The 18773-nt window shown below is 64.1% G+C and carries 16 protein-coding genes; 6 read left to right on the top strand and 10 right to left on the bottom strand.

All coding sequences use genetic code 11. The features are described 5' to 3' along the window. Positions 1-70: 70 nt before the first annotated feature. Positions 71-1210 carry a 4-hydroxybutyrate dehydrogenase gene (locus tag JS536_RS03915; protein WP_214355829.1) on the bottom strand — a complete coding sequence of 380 codons (1140 nt, stop codon included), beginning with the start codon at positions 1208-1210 and terminating at the stop codon, positions 71-73. A gap of 513 nt (positions 1211-1723) precedes the next feature. Next, positions 1724-2434 (bottom strand): Abi family protein, encoded by a 711-nt coding sequence (locus JS536_RS03910; protein WP_214355828.1) that lies wholly within the window; start codon positions 2432-2434, stop codon positions 1724-1726. 159 nt (positions 2435-2593) lie between these two features. Between JS536_RS03910 and JS536_RS03905 the strand changes: the two genes are divergently transcribed. Then, positions 2594-3730 carry a zinc-binding dehydrogenase gene (locus JS536_RS03905; RefSeq protein WP_214355827.1) on the top strand — a complete coding sequence of 379 codons (1137 nt, stop codon included), beginning with the start codon at positions 2594-2596 and terminating at the stop codon, positions 3728-3730. Positions 3731-4044: 314 nt separating this feature from the next. Continuing rightward, positions 4045-4659 carry a sugar O-acetyltransferase gene (locus tag JS536_RS03900; RefSeq protein ID WP_214355878.1) on the top strand — a complete coding sequence of 205 codons (615 nt, stop codon included), beginning with the start codon at positions 4045-4047 and terminating at the stop codon, positions 4657-4659. A gap of 291 nt (positions 4660-4950) precedes the next feature. Here JS536_RS03900 and JS536_RS03895 read toward each other — a convergent pair whose 3' ends face one another. From JS536_RS03895 to JS536_RS03870, 6 genes are all read right to left on the bottom strand, one after another. Beyond that, entirely contained in the window at positions 4951-5637 is a 687-nt protein-coding gene (locus tag JS536_RS03895) for a hypothetical protein (protein WP_214355826.1), read from the bottom strand. Positions 5638-5668: 31 nt separating this feature from the next. After that, positions 5669-7009, bottom strand: coding sequence for an ABC transporter ATP-binding protein (locus JS536_RS11790; protein WP_240544239.1), 1341 nt, complete (start codon positions 7007-7009; stop codon positions 5669-5671). A 270-nt stretch (positions 7010-7279) separates the two neighbouring features. Next, the gene (locus JS536_RS03885) at positions 7280-7600 is read right to left on the bottom strand and encodes a transcriptional regulator (RefSeq protein ID WP_214355825.1); all 321 of its coding nucleotides are present in this window, start codon (positions 7598-7600) and stop codon (positions 7280-7282) included. Beyond that, a complete protein-coding gene (locus JS536_RS03880; protein WP_214355824.1) occupies positions 7587-8303 on the bottom strand; it encodes a hypothetical protein in 717 nt (238 codons plus the stop codon). Before JS536_RS03880 ends, JS536_RS03885 begins: the two co-directional genes overlap by 14 nt. An 87-nt stretch (positions 8304-8390) precedes the next feature. Beyond that, positions 8391-9236 carry a DNA-binding response regulator gene (locus JS536_RS03875; protein WP_214355823.1) on the bottom strand — a complete coding sequence of 282 codons (846 nt, stop codon included), beginning with the start codon at positions 9234-9236 and terminating at the stop codon, positions 8391-8393. A gap of 123 nt (positions 9237-9359) precedes the next feature. After that, positions 9360-12083 (bottom strand): DNA topoisomerase IV subunit A, encoded by a 2724-nt coding sequence (locus tag JS536_RS03870; RefSeq protein WP_214355822.1) that lies wholly within the window; start codon positions 12081-12083, stop codon positions 9360-9362. A 124-nt stretch (positions 12084-12207) separates the two neighbouring features. Between JS536_RS03870 and JS536_RS03865 the strand changes: the two genes are divergently transcribed. Continuing rightward, positions 12208-13485 carry an alkaline phosphatase family protein gene (locus JS536_RS03865; RefSeq protein ID WP_214355821.1) on the top strand — a complete coding sequence of 426 codons (1278 nt, stop codon included), beginning with the start codon at positions 12208-12210 and terminating at the stop codon, positions 13483-13485. Positions 13486-13510: 25 nt separating this feature from the next. Here the strand turns inward: JS536_RS03865 and sepH are convergent, their stop codons facing one another. Further along, positions 13511-14581, bottom strand: a complete 1071-nt coding sequence (gene sepH / locus JS536_RS03860; protein ID WP_214355876.1) for a septation protein SepH — start codon at positions 14579-14581, stop codon at positions 13511-13513. Positions 14582-14733: 152 nt separating this feature from the next. Here sepH and JS536_RS03855 point away from each other — a divergent pair, with 152 nt between their 5' ends. The 3 genes from JS536_RS03855 (at position 14734) to JS536_RS03845 (ending at position 17944) form a co-directional block, all read left to right on the top strand. Next, positions 14734-15027 carry a DUF4193 domain-containing protein gene (locus tag JS536_RS03855; protein ID WP_109057341.1) on the top strand — a complete coding sequence of 98 codons (294 nt, stop codon included), beginning with the start codon at positions 14734-14736 and terminating at the stop codon, positions 15025-15027. Further along, on the top strand, positions 15027-15503 hold the full coding sequence (dut, locus tag JS536_RS03850) for a dUTP diphosphatase (RefSeq protein WP_214304960.1): 477 nt from the start codon (positions 15027-15029) through the stop codon (positions 15501-15503). The genes JS536_RS03855 and dut overlap by 1 nt, the downstream gene beginning before the upstream one ends. 116 nt (positions 15504-15619) lie before the next feature. After that, the gene (locus tag JS536_RS03845; protein ID WP_214304959.1) at positions 15620-17944 is read left to right on the top strand and encodes a bifunctional (p)ppGpp synthetase/guanosine-3',5'-bis(diphosphate) 3'-pyrophosphohydrolase; all 2325 of its coding nucleotides are present in this window, start codon (positions 15620-15622) and stop codon (positions 17942-17944) included. 182 nt (positions 17945-18126) lie between these two features. On the opposite strand, the gene JS536_RS03840 is transcribed toward JS536_RS03845, so the two are convergent. Then, positions 18127-18666, bottom strand: a complete 540-nt coding sequence (locus tag JS536_RS03840; RefSeq protein WP_214304958.1) for a peptidylprolyl isomerase — start codon at positions 18664-18666, stop codon at positions 18127-18129. Positions 18667-18773 lie beyond the last annotated feature (107 nt).

Below are 18773 nucleotides of genomic sequence, written 5' to 3'. Positions count from 1 at the left end.
AAAAAGGGTCTTCCTGCCGAGGAGATTCCGGAGGAAGACCCATGTCACATGCCCCGAAGTGTCCGAATGGCTAGTACAGCTCCTCGAAGATCTTGCGCACGCGGGCGGCGTCGAGCGGCACGAAATTGTTGCGCATCAGTCGCGCCTGCGTGGTCATCACACGCTCCGTGAACTCCGGCAAATCCTCGCGCGTCACGCCGTACTCGTGCAGCGCCTTCTTCGGCAGCAGCTGGTTGATGAGCGCCTCCAGCTCGTCGTACACGTCGGCTACATCGCAATCGAGCAGGTCGGCGAGCACGGCGTTGAGCTTGGCGATCTCGCCGTCGGACTTGATCTCCATGTAATTGCGCAGCACACCGGTGAACATCGCATAGTTCGATTCACCGTGCGGCACATGATACTTGCCGCCCAACTGGTAGCTCAGCGCGTGCACGGCGGCGCAACCGCCCGTATCGAAGCTGATGCCCGCGTAATCGGAGGCGATGAGGAAGTCGTTCATCAGTTCGTTGCGCTTGGTGCGGCGTTTGCTGCTTCCGGCCGGGCCCGCGGCGACGATCGCCTTGTACCCGTTGACGATCATCTTCATGGCCTCATAGCCGAACAGGCGTGTGTACGGGGTGGAGTTGGGGGAGAGCGTGGATTCGACCGAATGCACGAGCGCATCCAGCGAGCTGGTCATGAACACGTGATCGGGCAGACCGTACAGCAATTCGGGGATGAGCACCGCGTGGTCGGCGAACATCTCCGGGCCGGCGATGCCCGCCTTGCAGCCGAGGCGCGTACGGTTGATGGCCGCGATCTCGGTGACTTCGCTGCCGGTGCCGCAGGTGGTGGGCACCAGCACCAGCCCGACCTTGCGCTTGAAGTCCGGCAGGTGGTCGATCACCTCATCGATGCTGGCACCGCCGGCCACGGCCACGATCTTCGACATGTCCATCACCGCGCCGCCGCCGATGGCGACGATACGGTCGTAATCGAACTGGCCGGCGTCCTGGATGATGGCGTCGATCATCACGTCGGTCGGCTCCTGATTGCCGTACTTGTCCACCAGCAGCACGTTCGCGCCGTTGAGATACGGCTTCAGGAAAGCGTCATGGATCATGCCGATGCTGACCACCAGGTCCGTGGGGCCAAGCTTGAACGCTTCGGCGAATTCCCTGACCGTGGCGAACTGGTAGATGTCCTTCGGTCCTACGGTGAGCATCTTCATGGTGCGATTCCTCCGTTGTGTTGTTGGTCTGTGCCCGGCCTTGGCCCGCGCTCGCAATGCCGCGCCTGCTGCGCTGCGTTGTCGTGCCGCTATGCCGTGGTATCGGGCGATGTTCTCGGATATCGCGCCCGATGCTAACCCCGTTTCATGTCCGCGATGTTGCGGTGCCTGGACGCTTGTTGTCTTGTCGCCGCTGCGTCGTTGGAGAGCATCTTTAATGACTGTTGTATGTACAAGTTCAGAGAGAGGAGCCGCCTATGAGCGATAATGTGCACCGGAACTACCGGCAGAAAACGTCACACTTACCAATCGGAAGTAGGACGTTTGGTCGGGCCGGCTGAAATTGGCTCACCGTGATGGTTGTCATTGCGGGGAAACGTGCTAGGTGAGACTATACAAGCCATATGCAGTCGATATATCACGGCAGGCATCGTTGCTCGGCTACAAGACGCATCGGCGGACGCTTCCGGGAAGCCTTATGTACGGATACATGCGCCAATGCAAGTGTTTTCATTAATTCAGCGTCGAGTGATGAGGGCGCAGTTTGCGCAGCCCGGGCACCCGTGACTGGCTGCGAATCCAGTCAGCGGCCTTCGGATCGATGGCTCGAGCAATCCAATCCAGATTGGCATACTGTTCGTCCAGATACTGGTTCTCGGCATCGAGATTATCGAGCATAACATGTTCCTGATGGGACAGACGATTGCGTAGGTCGCGCATCGTCTTGACGTGGCTTTCAAATATGGCGCGTTTACGGGATGGGTAGTTCGGCATGCCGCCGTTCGCCGGGTCGCGCAGCGCTTTCCATACGGTTTGCCCCAATCTGGATGAAAGTAGGAAGCACCACGAGCCAAGTGACATGTCGGCGATCACACGTCCTGGTGTGACTGGCTTGCCCGCATGCCGTATCTGACGTTCTATCTCGTCAACTGAGTTTTCGAAGCGCCTTGTCCTGGATGAGTTGAACCGGAATCGTGCGTCATCTTTGTACCAATCGTCATGTCCGCAGGCTTTGGCGAGACGAACGGACATGAAGTTGCGCAACAGCACCTCCACGTGCGCGATGTCTTCAAGCAGCGCCTTGGAAGTCCGTCCGTTCCACACGTACAGGTCGACCGCATCGCAGCCGGTGGCTTTCGCAGAACGCACATAGGTGTCCATGCGCTCGGTGGAAAACCAGTGTTGCAATTCGTTGAGCGAGACGGATTGACTCTCGAGCCTCATGATGGCTATACTACTAGCGAATGCCCCGGAAAGTCACTCATGCGAAACATCATGAAACCCCGGGGATTTTCTTTTCGCGGTGTCGATGCGGGGAACGGGCGTCCGGGCAGACTATCGTAAGTGATGAAGGCATTCCCTCATCACAAAGGAGTTATGACAATGTCCGAAACCACCGAACCAACCATCCCCGCGGAGGGTCGCGTCGCCGTTCTGACGGAGCCGAGGCACATCGACGTGCGCACGCTGCCGTTGCCGGAGATCAATGACGACGAGGTGCTCGTCCGGGTCGAGGGCTGCGGCATTTGCGGCACCGACCAGTCCGAATACCGCGCCGACCCGTTCGACTACGCGCCCATCGTGCTCGGCCATGAGGCCACCGGCGAGGTCGTGAAGCTCGGCAAGAACGTCACCACGGATTACTCAGGCAAGCCGCTCAAGGTGGGTGACAAGATCGTCACCGGCCTGCGCCCGTGCGGCCACTGTGCCATCTGCAAGCGCCGCGCCGACATGATTCACCTGTGCGAGAACGGCGAGATCCACGGACTGATGCCCGGCGAGGATCACTTCTTCAACGGTTGGTATTCCGACTACATGAAGTGCAATCCGGGTGCGGTGATCTTCAACGTCAACGACATGCCCGACCGCGACCTGCGCATTCTCATCGAACCGGCCGCCGTGATCGTGCACGCCGTGGAGGAGGCCAAGAAGATCTACGACTTCAAGCACGGCTCCCATGTGCTGGTCCAGGGTTGCGGTCCGATCGGACTGCTGCTGGTCGCGCTCCTCAAGACCTACGGCATCCGTAACATCGTGGCCGTGGACGCCAAGGAGGCCCGACTCGAGATGGCCAAGAGGCTCGGTGCTACCGCCACCGTGAACTTCTCCGATTACGATTCGGTCGATGCCGCGGCCGACGCCGTGCGAGAGGCCACCGAAGGCCTCGGCGCGGAGATGGGCTTCCAGTGCACCGGCTCGCCCGCCGCAGCCGCCGCCCTGTTCAAGTACATCCGCCGCGGCGGCTCCTACTGCGAGGTCGGCTTCTTCACCAACACCGGCGACGCCACCTACAACCCGCATCTGGACGTGTGCCAGAAGGAGATCAAGCTCACCGGCTCCTGGACCTACCAGGCCGGCGACTGGCTCGAGGCGCAGGAATTCCTCAAGGAGGCCAAGGACCGCGGCCTGCCCGTCATGGACCTGGTCACCAACGTGTTCCCGCTCGACCAGATCAACGAGGCCATGGAATACGCGCTGAGCATGCAGGGCCTCAAGATCGAGGTCGTGCCCGAACTGTGAGCGCGGATGCGGGCGCCTGCGATGCCCGCGGGTACCCGCACAGACGATGAATCCGTATAAGCCCGGCGACGGTTCAATCAAGCTTGGGCATGAACATGTCGTTTCCGGTTCCCGCAACAAAGGGGGCCGGAAACCGTCAATGTTGTTTGCGACCGACATGGTTCATTTAGGCTCGGCTGACCAAGGTTGGCATGAATCGTACTGGGTTGCCTCTCAGTCGGCTTCGCCGCCAATTCCTATGGCAGGGGGCGAGAAAAAAGACCGTATCGATTTGGTTGAACAGAGCCGAATCCATCGAAACAAAAGGAGCGATGATGACCGTACCCCAACGAGTGCTTGACATACTGCATTCCGGCGACGTATATCTCTGGGACGGCAAGCTGATGGACGCCGCGCAGCAGGAGCAGCGGGACATCATGCGCAAGACCAACGAGCTGCCCGCCGCCGACCCCGAACGGGCCGCGCTGCTGCGCGAATACTTCGCCGAAATGGGCAAGGACACGTGGATCGAACCGCCATTCCACGCCAACTGGGGCTGCTCGACCCATCTGGGCGACTACGTATACGTGAACTTCAATCTGACGCTTGTGGACGACGGCGAGGTCTTCATCGGCGACCACACCATGCTCGGCCCCAACGTCACGCTCGTAACCACCGGCCATCCGATCCGGCCCGACCTGCGCGAACGCCTCGCACAGTTCTCCGAACCCATCCATATCGGACGCAACGTGTGGATCGGCGCGAACGTGACCGTGCTGCCGGGAGTCAGCATCGGTGACAATTCCGTCATCGGCGCATGCAGCCTGGTCACCAAGGACATCCCCGCGAACTCGGTGGCGGTCGGCAGCCCATGCCGCGTCATGCGCGAGATCAACGAGCATGACAACGAGTACTACTGGCGAGACCGTCGTATCCCCGAGAATCTGTAGCGCCCGCCCATAGCTGGCCATCACCAGCAATAGTGCCGATGTGTGACCCGATCGGTTGGTCTTCACCAATAGCTCTGTTAGACCAAAATTGATATGAATTCCACTGGACTACCCCTCAGTCGGCTTCGCCGACAGCTCGTCCTGCAACCAACGACGAACTCCGTTCGCAGCCTACCGGCTCGGCTGCCGCCTCACACATCGCCTACAAACGGCTCTGCTGTTTGCATCACGGCGATGTCCTGACAAGGGTAGCCAAGAATAAGGGTTACGCCAATCATGGTTTAACAGAGCCTAGCCAATCGGCCTCAGCACGGTCGGATAACGACGGCGGCAGGAGACCACGGTCGCACCCATGACGACCAGACCGAAGACGAGCAGCACCACCAGCGACCACAGTCGGGAAACCGTGAACGTGAGCACCGTGAAGACGAGCATGGGTGCGGACGCCAGCATCGTCGCCAACGAGAGCGAGCCCATCGAGCCGGCATGCAGGGCGAGGTACAGCTGTTCGGCGGCGAAGGCCAGCAAGGCCGGGGACGCCACGACATAGGCCACCTGCATCACGTTGGTCGAGGCGTCGAGCCCAGCCCAAACCAGATACCCCACATTGGTGAGGGTCATGAACTCCGCGATGATCACCGGCAGCAGGCTCTTGGCCACGCAGTACCGCAACATCGAACGGCCGGAACTCCGCCAGCTCTCCAACGTGCCATCGGATCGCGGCACGGCATTGAAATCCATGGTGGCGGAATTGGAAAACAGCGTGCCGAACGCCAGTATCGAGGCGACGTATCCGTACCAACCGGCCAGTCCTTCCCCGAAAGACCATGCACCGTCGGCCGTGGCGGCATCCTGCGGGGAACCGACGGCCAACACGGCGACCACAATCGGTACGAACAGCCACATTCCCACGGCAGACGCCATATACAGCCGGCTTTTGCGCAACAGCGTCCAGTCTTTCCACAATATCGCTCTCATGGCAACCTCCTATCTGCCGGGTTTCGCCCAGTCACCTGCTCAGTCCGAAATCGACGTGAGCGCGGCCGCGGCCAAGCGTGGCGGCCTGCTTGAAATCGTCGATGTCGGCGAAATCCACGAGCCTGCAGTCCTTGATGAGATGCCGGTCGTCCAGGATGACCACGCGGTCGGTCACCTCCCAGCAGTAGTCGAGGTCATGCGTGATGGTCAGGATCGTGCGGCCGTCCGCCTTGAGCTGCTTCATCAGGTCGATGAGCAGCTGGCGGGTGACCGGATCCACTGCGTTGGTCGGCTCGTCCAGCAGGATGAGACGCGGATCGAACAGCATGCCCGCCACGATGCCCGCCCGCTTCTTGAGGCCGCTGGAGAGGTCTCTGACCTTCTTGTCGAGATGCTCGCCGAGTTCGAAGGCTTGGATCATCGGCAGCTGGTCGAGATGCCGCAGGTCGATGGGGTGAGGGTCGTCGTGCGTGGCGTAAAGCATCGCACGGAATTTCAGGTTTTCGCGGATGGTCATCGTGGGGGAGAGGTTGCCCGAATCGGTGAGCTGGAACACCTCGCGCATGGAATGGAACACGTCGGCGTTGATGGCGGCGGAGCCTCCCTGCGGCCGCAGCAAGCCGGTGATGACGCCGAACAGGGTGGTCTTGCCCACGCCGTTGTAGCCGAGGATACCCAACGACTGGCCGGCCGGCACGTCGAGATTGATGTGTTCGAGCACGGGCCTGTCACGTTTGTATCCGAAGGTCATGTCGGTGACTCGGATGGCGAGCGGCGGGCGCAAGGACGACGCGACCGAATCGGCGGTGATGCCGGACATGTCGGTGCCTATGGTTCCGGTCTGAGCATCGGCGGAGCCGTCGGCGCGCACGCCGGGAACGAGTGTGGTTGTGGTCATGATCAGTGCCTTTCCTTTGATGACAATCGACCAGAAATACAAGGCCAGTGAGGCCAGCGTCGGCGTGAAGGCCAGTACGATTCCCCGCGGTCCCGCGATGTTCGTGCGCAGTACGGGGGCGTCGAGATACGCGAACGTCATCAATGCCAGCGAGAGCGCGGTGATGGGGATGATCGCGTACGCCAGTTGCGCCGTAAAATACTGCCGGAGCGGCCGTCCGCAGGCGCGCACCGCAACGATGGTGCCGTTGCCCAGGTCATCGCGGATCGCATCGAGTGACAACGTTGGCGCAAGACCCATCGTGAGCGACAGGATGGCGAATTGCAGCATGGTGCCGCCCGCCTTCGCGTCCAGTCCCATTGGTGTGATGCCGGCGATGAGCAGCAGGGGCATCGTGATGCCGATGATGACGACGACGAGCATCGCCCCGTTATGACGGACCTGTTGCAGGTCCTTGTAGAGTACGGCTTTCATGTCAAGCCTCGATTCGGGTAAGCTCGCGCCAGGCCATGCGCGAAAACACGATTTCGGGCATGGCTTACGCAAGGGGTGTGGTTGTGGGATTCCGGAGCGTCCGAAACTATCCAGAGTGGACGCGCCTCTAGCAAATTCCGGACGTCGAATGGTGAATTGGCGTCGGTTTGCTGCTAGAACAAGCCACGGCCTAGCATCAAACGGACGCAAAATGGCTTCTTCACGTCGGTTTGCTGCTAGGAAGAGCCGGTAACTAGCATCAAACCGACGCTATCCGGCTGCCTGGCCGGCGACGATCTGCCGCAGCGCGGCCACATGCGACTGGAACGCGGCCTTGCCCTCACGGGTCAGCCTGACCCAGGTGACCTTGTACGCCTTACCGCCGTCGCCGGCCTTCTTGTCGAGTCGGACGTAATCATGGTCGGCGAGGGTCTTGAGATGCTTGGAACAGGTGGCGTCGCTGACGCCGAGCGTATCGCGCAGCACGTCGAACCGGACCGTGCCATAGGTGTCCAGCAACCCGCAGATACGAAGTCGCACCGGAGCGTGGATGACCTCGTCGAACACCGGTTCCGGGCTATCCGATGCCATGGCGCACCTCCGTATCCTGCTGTGGGGTTGTCCGCTGTTTCAGCGCGCGGACCGTCGCATCAAGCTCCCAGTACTCCGCCAACCCGTTGATCGCGGCGCCGATTGCGGTGACGGCCAGTGCGGACCACCATGCGTCGGTGACGTATCCCACGACCAGGGCGAGGACGGGCGGAATGAAGTTGAGGACGAACCGCACGGCAAGGATGGTCCGGTACCGACGGTTTGCGGCTACGGGCGCAGGCGGCAGCCATTGTACGGCGATGCCCTGCGCGTGGGCGGTGAGCGTCATCGCGGTGCACATCAACAGCATGGACGCCGCCAGCAACGCGAATATGATCCACGCGGAATTCCAGGGCAGGCGGAATCGGCCGAGATAGGCTTGCGGGATCAGCCAATACGTCAGGGTGAGCAGACCGTATACCGCGGCCACCCAGATGACGGTCGTGACGCGCATCCGGTCATAGGAGCCGGCGAGCTTCGAACGGTCCGAGTCCAATGCGGTCAGGGCATCCAGCGCATCCAGGGCATCCGCCGTGTCCGCCATGCCGGACCTGTCCTGCGCGTCCGAGGCACTTTGCTTTCGCAGGGCGTCGGCGTCGAGCCGATGCGACCCATGTGCTCCCTCGCCGGTGCCCGGTGGCGTAACCCGCATATCCGTCACGATGGCCTCCTTCGCCGGGTTCATGGCCGGGCTGCGGCACATGCCGCAACCAAACCTCTTTCCGTTACGGAAAACAATACTACTTTCCGAAGTGGAAACAAGTTATGTGACGGTGAATTCCTCCAGGCGCTACCGGATGCGCCAGTTGGAGCCGCGCTGGGTCATGATGAGACCGGCGCGGGTGAGCTTCTGATCGAGCGTGTACAGCGCGTTGCGCAGCAATCCCTGCTGCTCGAAATACGGGCCGCCCACCAGTTTGACCAGTTCGCGGGTGTTCACGAACGCGCCATTGGCCTTCACCAGCGCCTCCAGCAGACTGAACTCCAGACGCGAAAGCGTGATCGGACTGTGCGTGGAGGCATAGTACGCCCTGCGGTTGGTGGTGTCCAGCGTGAGATTGCCGCGGATGATCAATTCGGGGGAGTCGGCTGCCAGCGCCGCCACATAGGAAAGCAGCTCGGTATCGGAGAACGGCTTCCTGAGCACCGCATCCGGCAGTCGGTCGTCATGGTTCGAAGTCCGGACCGACGATTGGCCCGTTTCGCAGACATTCGTGCCTGCGCCCGGAGCATCTGTGCCCGGAGCGTCCGCGGCACCCGGATCGTCCGGGGAAGAAGCCGGGCCGTCATCCGTCGCCGTGCCGCGGACGGCCGGCACCGCATGCTCGATGGGCGCGTACTCGTCCGGCAGTGCCCGCCAACGATTGCCCTCGCCGGTCGCCTTGCTCATCGGCGTCGAGGTGAGCAGCAGGATCCGGATATCCGGCCGAGCGTCGCGCAGCGATTCGATGACCTGCGCGATTGGCTCGCCCAGCAGTCCCTCGTCCAGTACGACCGCGTCAAACGCCTCGTCCTCGATGGCGTCCAGCGCCGCGCCGCCCGTGCCTGCCGACTCCACCTCATGGCCCGCGCCGAGCAGCGTGCCTCGAATCGCACGGGACAACGGGTCATTGGATACGGCGACCAACAGCTTCATCACGCACCTCCTCAACGCTTTAAGTGTAGGCCGGGGCATGATGAAAGCCGGAGCCCATGTTGAAGATGGACCCCGGCTTCAGTCGATTGTCGTCGGCGGCTCCCGGCAGAAACGGCAGACCTATCAGCCGATGAAAGCGATGGGGGAGGCGAGGTCCACGCCGGAACCGTCGCGGCGCATATCCGGCTTGGGCAGTTCCACCGGCGTTCCAGAGGAGGTCGAGGCCCGCAGCGGGTAGAGACCCACCCATGCCAGAATCAGCGTGTTCTGGCCCTTGAGGAAGCGCTGCGAGCGCACGCCGCCCGTTGCACGGCCCTTGGTGGGGTACATCTCCAACGGTGTCACCTTGGCGGCGCCGTTCTCGGTGCCGGGCAGGGCGTCGGAGTCGCCGGCCACGGTGAGCACCACCGCGCCCGAAGCCGCGGACATGCCGTTCTCGCCCTCCTCGTAGGTCCATGCCACCTTGCCGGCGGGCACCGCGTTGAACGCCATCACGCGGGCGCCGTCGGCGAGCTTGATGCCGGCCATGCCTCCTGCGGTACGGCCCTGCGGGCGCACGTTCTTCGCGTCGAAGGTGAGCAGCGAGGAATCGGAGGAGACGAACACCAGACGGTCGTCGTCCTCGGCCACGGCCGCGAACACCACCTCGTCGCCGTCCTTCAGGTCGATGACCGACCAGGAGTCCATCGTGGTCGGCGCCTCGCGGTTCCAGCGCTTGACCACGCCGTTGCGGGTGCCGATGGCCAGCGACGGCAGCGGCGCGGCATCGCCGACATCGGCGGAATCGCGCTCGCCGCCCGCATTGGAGCCGCTCGGCTGTTCCATGGCGATCGCCGTGACCACATGCTCGCCCGGAATCGGGTCGGTCGATTCGGTCATGCCGATCAGCTCGTCGGCGGAAACCCCGCCCTTGGCGGACAGGATGTCGGAGGCGGGCAGCGCCGGCAGGTCGACCACATGGGCTAGCACCAGTCGGCCCGCCGACGTGATCAGCGCGTACGTGGCCTGCGTGGACGTGGGGAAGATCGTGGTGATCTGGTCGTCCGACTGGCGCTTGTCGGACGCGGACCGGGCCTGGTACACGTCCATCGCGCTCGGCGTGGTGCGGGCGATCAGACCGGTGGCGCTCATCACCACCACGCACGGCTCGTCCTCGATCTTCAACGCGCCGGCCAGGGCGTTCTCCTCGCCGCTCTTCTTCGCGGCCTTGGTGGCGGCCTCGACATCGGCCTGGGCGGAGGAGATCGTGGTGGCGGCCTTGGCGGCCTCGAGCGCGGACTGGGAGACGCCGGAAGCGCCGGCACCATGCGCGGCCACCGGGGTGAGCGTGCCGTCCGGATCCACGTCCAGCAGCACCGTGCGACGCGGCGAACCCCACTTGGCCACTGCCTGGTCCATCTCGTCGGTGACCACCTGATCCAGCGCCTCGGCGGAGGCCAGGATGCGGGTGAGCTCCTCGATGCTCTTTTTCAGGTCGTCGCGTTCGGCCTCGAGCTCGATGCGGTTCATCTTGGTCAGTCGGCGCAGACGTAGATCCAGGATGTACTGGGACTGGACCTCGTCCAGGTCGAACACGGCCATCAGTCGGGTCTTGGCGGCGTCCGCATCATCCGAGGTGCGGATCACCTGGATCACCTCGTCGATGTCCAGCATGGCCAGCAGCAGGCCCTCGACCAGGTGCAGGCGCTCCTGCGCCTTCTTCTTGCGGTATTCGCTGCGGCGGCGGATCACCACGCGGCGGTGGTCGATCCACACCTGCAGCATCTCCTTCAAGCCCATGGTGTGCGGGCGGCCGCCCACCAGCGCCACGTTGTTCATGGCGAAGTTGTCCTGCAACGGCGTGTGCTTGAACAGCTGCACCAGCACGGCGTGCGGGTCGAAGCCGGTCTTGATCTCGATGACCAGTCGCGTGCCGTTATGACGGTCCGTCAGGTCGAACGCGCCCGAAATGCCCTCCAGCTTGCGGTTCTTCACGCCGTCCGAGATGCGTTCGATCACCTTCTCCGGACCCACCATGTACGGCAGTTCGGTCACCACGATCGCCTGCTTGCGCGCGGTGATGTGCTCCACGTGCGTGGCCGCGCGCGTGGTGAGCGTGCCGCGGCCCGTCTCGTAGGCCTCGCGGATGCCGTCGCGGCCGATGATCGTGCCGCCGGTGGGCCAGTCCGGCCCCGGCACGTAGCGCATGAGCTGTTCGAGCGTGGCCTCGGGATGCGCCATGAGGAACTTCGCGGCGTTGACCACCTCGCCGAGGTTGTGCGTGGCCAGGTTCGTGGCCATGCCCACGGCGATGCCCGAGCCGCCGTTGACCAGGAGGTTCGGGATGGCGGCCGGCAGCACGGTCGGCTCCTTGAGCTTGTTGTCGTAGTTCGGCGTGAAATCGACCGTATCCTCGTCGATGTCCGCGTTCATGCCGAGCGCCGCCGGGGCCAGACGGGCCTCGGTGTAACGGGAGGCGGCCGGACCGTCGTCCAGCGAACCGAAGTTGCCGTGGCCGTCCACCAGCGGCAGGCGCATCGCGAACGGCTGGGCCAGGCGCACCATGGCCTCGTAGATCGCGGAATCGCCATGCGGGTGGAGCTTGCCCATCACCTCGCCCACCACGCGGGCGGACTTCATGTATGGGCGATCCGGGTTCAGGTTCATCTGGCCCATCTGATAGACGATGCGTCGCTGCACCGGCTTCAGGCCGTCACGCGCATCCGGCAGGGCTCGCGCGTAGATCACCGAATAGGCGTATTCGAGGAAGGACTTGCTCATCTCCTCGTTCAACGGCGTCTCGACGATATGCTCCTTGACCGTACGCGGGTCATAGGTCTGCACGGACGGTTTGCGGTGTGATGCCATGAAACTCCCTTTCGAACGCGCCCCAGTTTAGCGTGCCGCATGGAATGGGACGCACGGCCGTCGCCGTCACGTCGTTCGCGTGCGCGGAACCCAAGGTTGGGGGGTGCGACTTGAATAGCAGACTATGAGTGTTGAGACGCCGGATATGGACGAACTGCTGCGACTGGTGCCCACCGCGACCTACGGGGACGGCATCCCCGACCGTGCCGCCGGCGGACGCGGGGGAGCGCTGCACCTGTCCGCCGTGCTGCCCGCACTGTCCGCCGCCATCGGCCATCCGACGCCCACCAAGGTCCATGCCGACCCCAAAGCCTGCCAGACCGCGCTCGGCCTGCCCTTCGTGACCTCCGCCATCGTGGTGCTCGTGGACGGGCTCGGCTACTGGAACCTCGCCATGCGACTCGGCCACGCGCCCTACCTGCGCTCGCTCATGAACGAGACCGCCAACCAGCGGCCCATCGCCACCTGCGCGCCCAGCACCACCGTGGCCGCCATGGCCGCATTCGGCACCGGCACCTGCCCGGGACTGACCGGCATGGCCGGATACACGCAGCTCGAGCCCGCCAGCCACAAGCTCATCCAGCTCATCCAATTCAAGGACGCGCTCGCCCCCAAGCCCGCCAACCCGCACATCCCCGTGCCCGCCATGATCGACCCGCGCTCCCTGCAACAGGAGGAGACGGTGTTCGAGAAGCTCGCCGCCCAGGGCGTGCGCGTCACCAGTTCGGGCCTGCCCAAGTTCGCCGGCTCGCCCCTGACCGAGGCGGCGTTGCGCGGCACCGACTACCAGCCCAACGTGACCCCGCGCGACCGTGTGCTCGCAGCCGCCCGCGCCGCCCGCCAGCCGGGCCTGACCTATCTTTACATCCGCGACGCGGACAAGGTGGGTCACAACTATGGCTGGGATTCCGAGAACTGGGTGGCCACGTTCGAGCACATCGACGCGCAGCTCGCCCTCCTGCATCGCAGCGCTCCCGCCGGCACGCTCATCGTGATCGTCGCCGACCACGGCATGGTCCAGACCGACCCGGACGGCCGCGTGGACATCGCCGCCGAACCCGAACTCTCCCAGGGCGTGGAACTGGTCGGCGGGGAGCCGCGCTCGCTGATGCTGTACGCTTCGCCCGGTGAGAGTGCCGAGGCGATCGCCGGACGTTGGCGGAACCGTCTGGGGGATATGGCCTTGGTCCGTACGCGCGAGCAGGCGTTCGCGGATGGCCTGTTCGGTCCGGTGGCCGATCGCGTGAGGCCGATGATCGGCGACGTGATCGTGCAGGCCACCGGTGCCGCGACGTTCGTGGATTCGCGCACGCAGAGCGACAAGGCCACCCGTTTGCCGAGCGTGCACGGATCGCAGACCATGCTGGAGATGGATATTCCCTGCCTGATCGATCTGGTGTGATCGGGCAGGAGGAATAGGACGGGATTTAGTCGCCGAAGAGGATTTCGTCCCAGCTGGGGACGGCGGAACGGCCGGAGCGGCGCTTGGCGGGTTTGGCCGGAGTCGTGTTCTCAGCCGTCTTGGTCTCGTCGGTGCTGGTCGCCGGGGCGGCGGTGATGCCTTCCGCGGCACCGGGCGCTGCCGGAGAGCCTTCGTTGGCGGCCCCCACAGTGGTGGGGGAGATGGCGGGCATCGAACCGGTCGTCGCGAAATCGATGGGCGGCATCGAACCGATAGACGAGGACGGAGCTGCACCGCCCGCAGCGCCGCCGGCGGCAGGCGTCGCGTTGCCGGCCGCTCCCGGAACGGCCGTGGCGCCGGCCTGAACGTCCGTCGGATGGGAGGCGGGCGTCGAACCGATCGGCGCGGCCCATGCGGACACGGCCCGTTCGATGCGCGCCGAGCGCACCGAATCACCGGGCAGCTCGGCCGTCACGGGGCGCAGTCCGGAATCGGCGGCGGGGGAACCGGGGTTCTGTTCGCCCAGAAGCTTGCGTGCCGCGTTGTTGAGGCACACCACGGAATTGTCGTGCATGTTCCACGTCCACTCGGCGTGGATCTCACGGCCGGCGGACGTGAAGATCGCCACGATGCGCCACGGTTCGAGACCCCGCCTCGTGGACTTCCACGTCACCGACTCCATGCCGATCGACGCGGAGGCCAGCGTGCGCTCCACCAGCTCGCTGATCGTGCGCACGCGGCTGTCCTTCGGCGCGGGCACGGTGAGGAACTGCTCGATGGCGTACTGCTTCTCGGTCTCCACGGCCGCGGAGAACCGGCGTACCAGCGTCTCGCTCAGGTGGTAGCGCTCGGCCACGCGCGCCGGGTCCGCGCCGGCGCGGATCAGCGACTGGATCTGGGAGATGGGCAGCGTGGCCTGCTGATGCGGCTGCGGGGCGCGCTGCTTCTCGCTCCGGACCTGCTTGGCCTCGAGGATCGCGCGTTCGAGCGTGTCGTCCACGCTGATGGAGAACTGTCGTCCGTCCACGGAAAACACGAGGTCTCCGGAGTCGCTGACGCGCACGAAACCGGCCTTTTCGGGCTGCTCACCAGGCATAGTCACACCGCTTTCCGTACCAAAACCAATACTTCTTTCAAGTATGCCCCACGTGTCGAACTTTACGAGTATTTCAAATCGTGTATCATGTCGCCGAGTACGGGCGCTACCTTAGCGTCGCGACAATTGCGAACACCTACGAAAGGACCATCATGGCTCAGGATTATGATTCCCCCCGCAACAAGGACGAGGACGAGGAATCGCTGCAGGCTCTGGGCAAGTCCGCGCAGAACTCCTCAAGCGACATCGATGATGATGAGAACGCCATCGCCGAGGACTACGAGCTGCCGGGCGCCGATCTGAGCAACGAGGACTCCTCCGTCACCGTGATTCCGATGCAGGGCGACGAGTTCGTCTGCTCCCAGTGCTTCCTGGTCAAGCACCGCAGCCAGCTCGCCTACACGGACGAGGACGGCCAGCCGGTGTGCGAGGAGTGCGCCGCCTGATGGCGTTCGACGAGACCTACAACGAGCCCGAGTCCACCGAGGTCCTGGTCAAGTCCCTGGACCCCGACCACCCCGCCCAGCTGCACTACGCCCACGCGGGTGACGCCGGCGCCGACCTGATCACCACAGTCGACGTGACCTTGAAGCCCTTCGAACGGGCGCTCGTACCCACCGGCGTGGCCATCGCCCTGCCCGCGGGCTACGTGGCGCTGGTCCACCCGCGTTCCGGTCTGGCTGTCAAGCAGGGCGTCACCGTGCTCAATGCGCCCGGCACCGTCGATGCCGGATACCGCGGCGAGATCAAGGTGCCGCTGATCAACCTCGACCCCGAGCACACCGCCGTATTCCATGCGGGCGACCGCATCGCCCAGATGGTGATCCAACGGTACGTCGAGGCCCGGTTCGTGCCGGCCGAGACGCTGCCCGGCTCCGACCGCGCCGAACGCGGGTTCGGGTCGACCGGCGTCGCGTCCTGAACCGCCGGACGTCCGCGAGGTTGCGTGCGGCCGGGTGATGACCGGCCGCGGACAGTCGCGCGCGCAATGCGCCGGTTCGCGGTTACAATGAACTTCACATGAGGGAGGTGACTGGCATGTCAGAGATTGATGGCGAGCAGTATGCCGCCCGCAAGCTGGGTTGTGAGATCAGCGCAGATCCTATCAATCCGCTCGAGCCGATCAAGAAGGTATGTGAGGCGCATCATCCGGGGGAGGACCTGTCCATCCTCGACCGTGCCTACCGTCGCGCTGTGATCCAGCATTCGGCGCAACGCCGCAAGTCGGGCGAGCCGTACATCATCCATCCGCTGGCCGTGTCCCAGATCCTAGCGGACCTGGGCATGGGCCCGGTGGTGGTGGCCGCGGGCCTCCTGCACGACACGGTGGAGGACACCGACTACACCCTCGACCAGTGCCGCGCCGAATTCGGCGACACCGTGGCCGGCCTGGTGGACGGCGTGACCAAGCTGAGCCAGCTGGAAGTGGGCGACTCGGCGCAGGCCGAGACCATCCGCAAGCTCGTGGTGGCCATGAGCCGCGACGTGCGCACCCTCGTGGTCAAGCTCGCCGACCGCGTGCACAACGCCCGCACCTGGCGTTACGTGAAGACCTCCTCCGCCCAGAAGAAGGCGCGCGAGACGCTCGACGTGTACGCGCCGCTGGCGAACCGTCTGGGCATGAACGCCATCAAGACCGAGCTGGAAGAGCTCAGCTTCAAGGTGCTCTACCCGAAGATCTACAACGAAATCGTGGTGCTGGTGGCCCGTCGCGCCGGCCAGCGGGACGTATACCTCAAGCAGATCCTGGCCGAGATCAACGAGGACCTCGACGAACAGCACATCAAGGCGTACGTGACCGGACGCCCGAAGGACTACTTCTCCATCTACCAGAAGATGATCGTGCGCGGCCACGATTTCGCCAACATCTACGATCTGGTTGGCGTGCGCATCATCGTGGACACCATCCAGGACTGCTATGCGGCGCTCGGCGCCGTGCATGCGCGGTGGAACCCGGTCCCCGGCCGGTTCAAGGACTACATCGCCATGCCCAAGCTCAACATGTACCAGTCGCTGCACACCACGGTGGTGGGCCCCGGCGGCAAGCCCGTGGAGATCCAGATCCGCACGTGGGACATGCATCGCCGCGCGGAATTCGGCATCGCCGCGCACTGGAAGTACAAGGAGAACGGCCAGGCCGGCCGCGCCCTGAGCTCCCCGGACAAGTCCGACCGCAAGCGCGATTCCGGCAACCAGGAACTGAGCGAGGCGGACAACCTCAAGTGGATCCAGCAGCTCGCCGACTGGACCTCCGAGACCCCGGACTCCAATGAGTTCCTCGGCTCCCTCAAGGAGGATCTGGGATCGGCCGAGGTGTACGTGTTCACCCCGAAGGGCAAGATCGTCTCCCTGCCCGCCCATGCCACGCCCGTGGACTTCGCCTATGCCGTGCACACCGAGGTGGGCCATCGCACGATGGGCGCGCGTGTCAACGGCCGTCTCGTGCCGCTCGACACCACGCTCGACAACGGCGACACCGTGGAGATCCTGACCTCCAAGTCGGACACCGCCGGCCCCTCGCGCGATTGGTTGAGTTTCGTCAAGAGCCCGAAGGCCCGCAACAAGATCCGCCAGTGGTTCTCCAAGGAACGCCGCACCGAAGCCATCGAGGAGGGCCGCGACGAACTGACCCGCGCCATGCGCAAGCGCAACCTGCCGGTCAACTCGCTGCTGACCCCCGAGGCGCTGGTCGGTGTGGCGGACGACCTCAACTTCCCCAACGCGGACGCCGTGTTCGCCGCCATCGGCGACGGCCAGATCTCCACGCAGAACGTCATCTCGCATCTGGTCAAGGATGCGGGCGCCGACGAGGTGGACGAGGAGGTGGAGCAGGAGGTCCTGCCCCTCAAGCCCGCCGAACGCAAGTCGCCGAGCAGCTCCACCGGCATCGCCGTCAAGGGCGTGGGCGACGTGTGGGTCAAACTGGCGCGTTGCTGCATGCCGGTGCCGGGCGATTCGATCATCGGCTTCATCACGCGCAACCAGGGCGTCTCCGTGCACCGCACCGACTGCCAGAACATGATCGATCTGAAGGCCAAGCAGCCCGAACGTGTGGTGGACGTCCAGTGGACCAGCACTAAGGGCCTGTTCATGGTCAAGATCCAGGTCGAGGCGCTGGACCGCCGCAACCTGCTCTCGGACGTGACGCGCGTGCTCTCCGACCATGGCGTGAACATCATCTCCGGCAACATCGCCACCGGTTCCGACCGCGTGGCCACCAGCCAGTTCAGCTTCGAGATGGCCGACCCGCAGCACCTCAACACGCTGCTGGCCGCCGTGCGCAAGATCGACGGCGTCTTCGACGTCTACCGCATCACCGGCGCCAAGGAATCCGCCGAACCGCGCCTCAGGAAGATGAAGTAGCCGAGGCATTGGCGGGCGGCACCTGCCGGTAATCCGGCTCCCCTCCCTGAGGGGAGTTGTCGCCAAAGGCGACTGAGGGGAGCGCTACCTGGAGCGCGTTGTTCCTCGGATATATCCAAACGAACAAGGGGCTTCCGATGATTAACATCGGAAGCCCCCTTAATATCGTGGATTCAAGAACCTTACTCGGCCACGTCCACGGACAGGATCACGGCCGGCTCGAGCGGACGGTCCATCGGATCGGTGGCCACGGACTCGAGCTTGTCCACGACCTTCTTGGAGGCGTCGTCGGCCACCTCGCCGAAGATGGTGTGGTGACCGTCCAGCCACGGGGTCGGCACGGTGGTGATGAAGAACTGGGAGCCGTTGGTGCCGTGGATCTGGCCGTCGCGGCCGCGGCGCAGGCCGGCGTTCGCCATGGCCAGCAGGTACGGGCGGTCGAACTTCAGGCTCGGATCGATCTCGTCGTCGAACTCGTAGCCCGGGCCGCCGGTGCCGGTGCCGAGCGGGCAGCCGCCCTGGATCATGAAGTCCTTGATGATGCGGTGGAAGGTCAGGCCGTTGTAGAACTTGCCGTGGGAGGGCTGGCCGGTGTACGGATCCGCCCATTCCTTCTCGCCGGTGGCGAGGCCCAGGAAGTTGGCCACGGTGTTCGGGGCCTTGTCGTCGAACAGGTTGATGGTGATGTCACCTTCGGAGGTGCGCATGATGATAGTGCTCATAGTGCTCCAGTCTCTCATTGCCCCACGTCAAATCATGCGCGGCTATGACATTGAGACCACGATTGACATGAATCTGGTATATCTACCCTTCAGTCGACTACGCCGAC

The organism is Bifidobacterium sp. SO4 (assembly GCF_018555355.1).
Classification (GTDB): domain Bacteria; phylum Actinomycetota; class Actinomycetes; order Actinomycetales; family Bifidobacteriaceae; genus Bifidobacterium; species Bifidobacterium miconisargentati.
The sequence above is the reverse complement of the archived record's forward strand: the minus strand, read 5'-3'. Positions and strand labels throughout refer to the sequence as shown.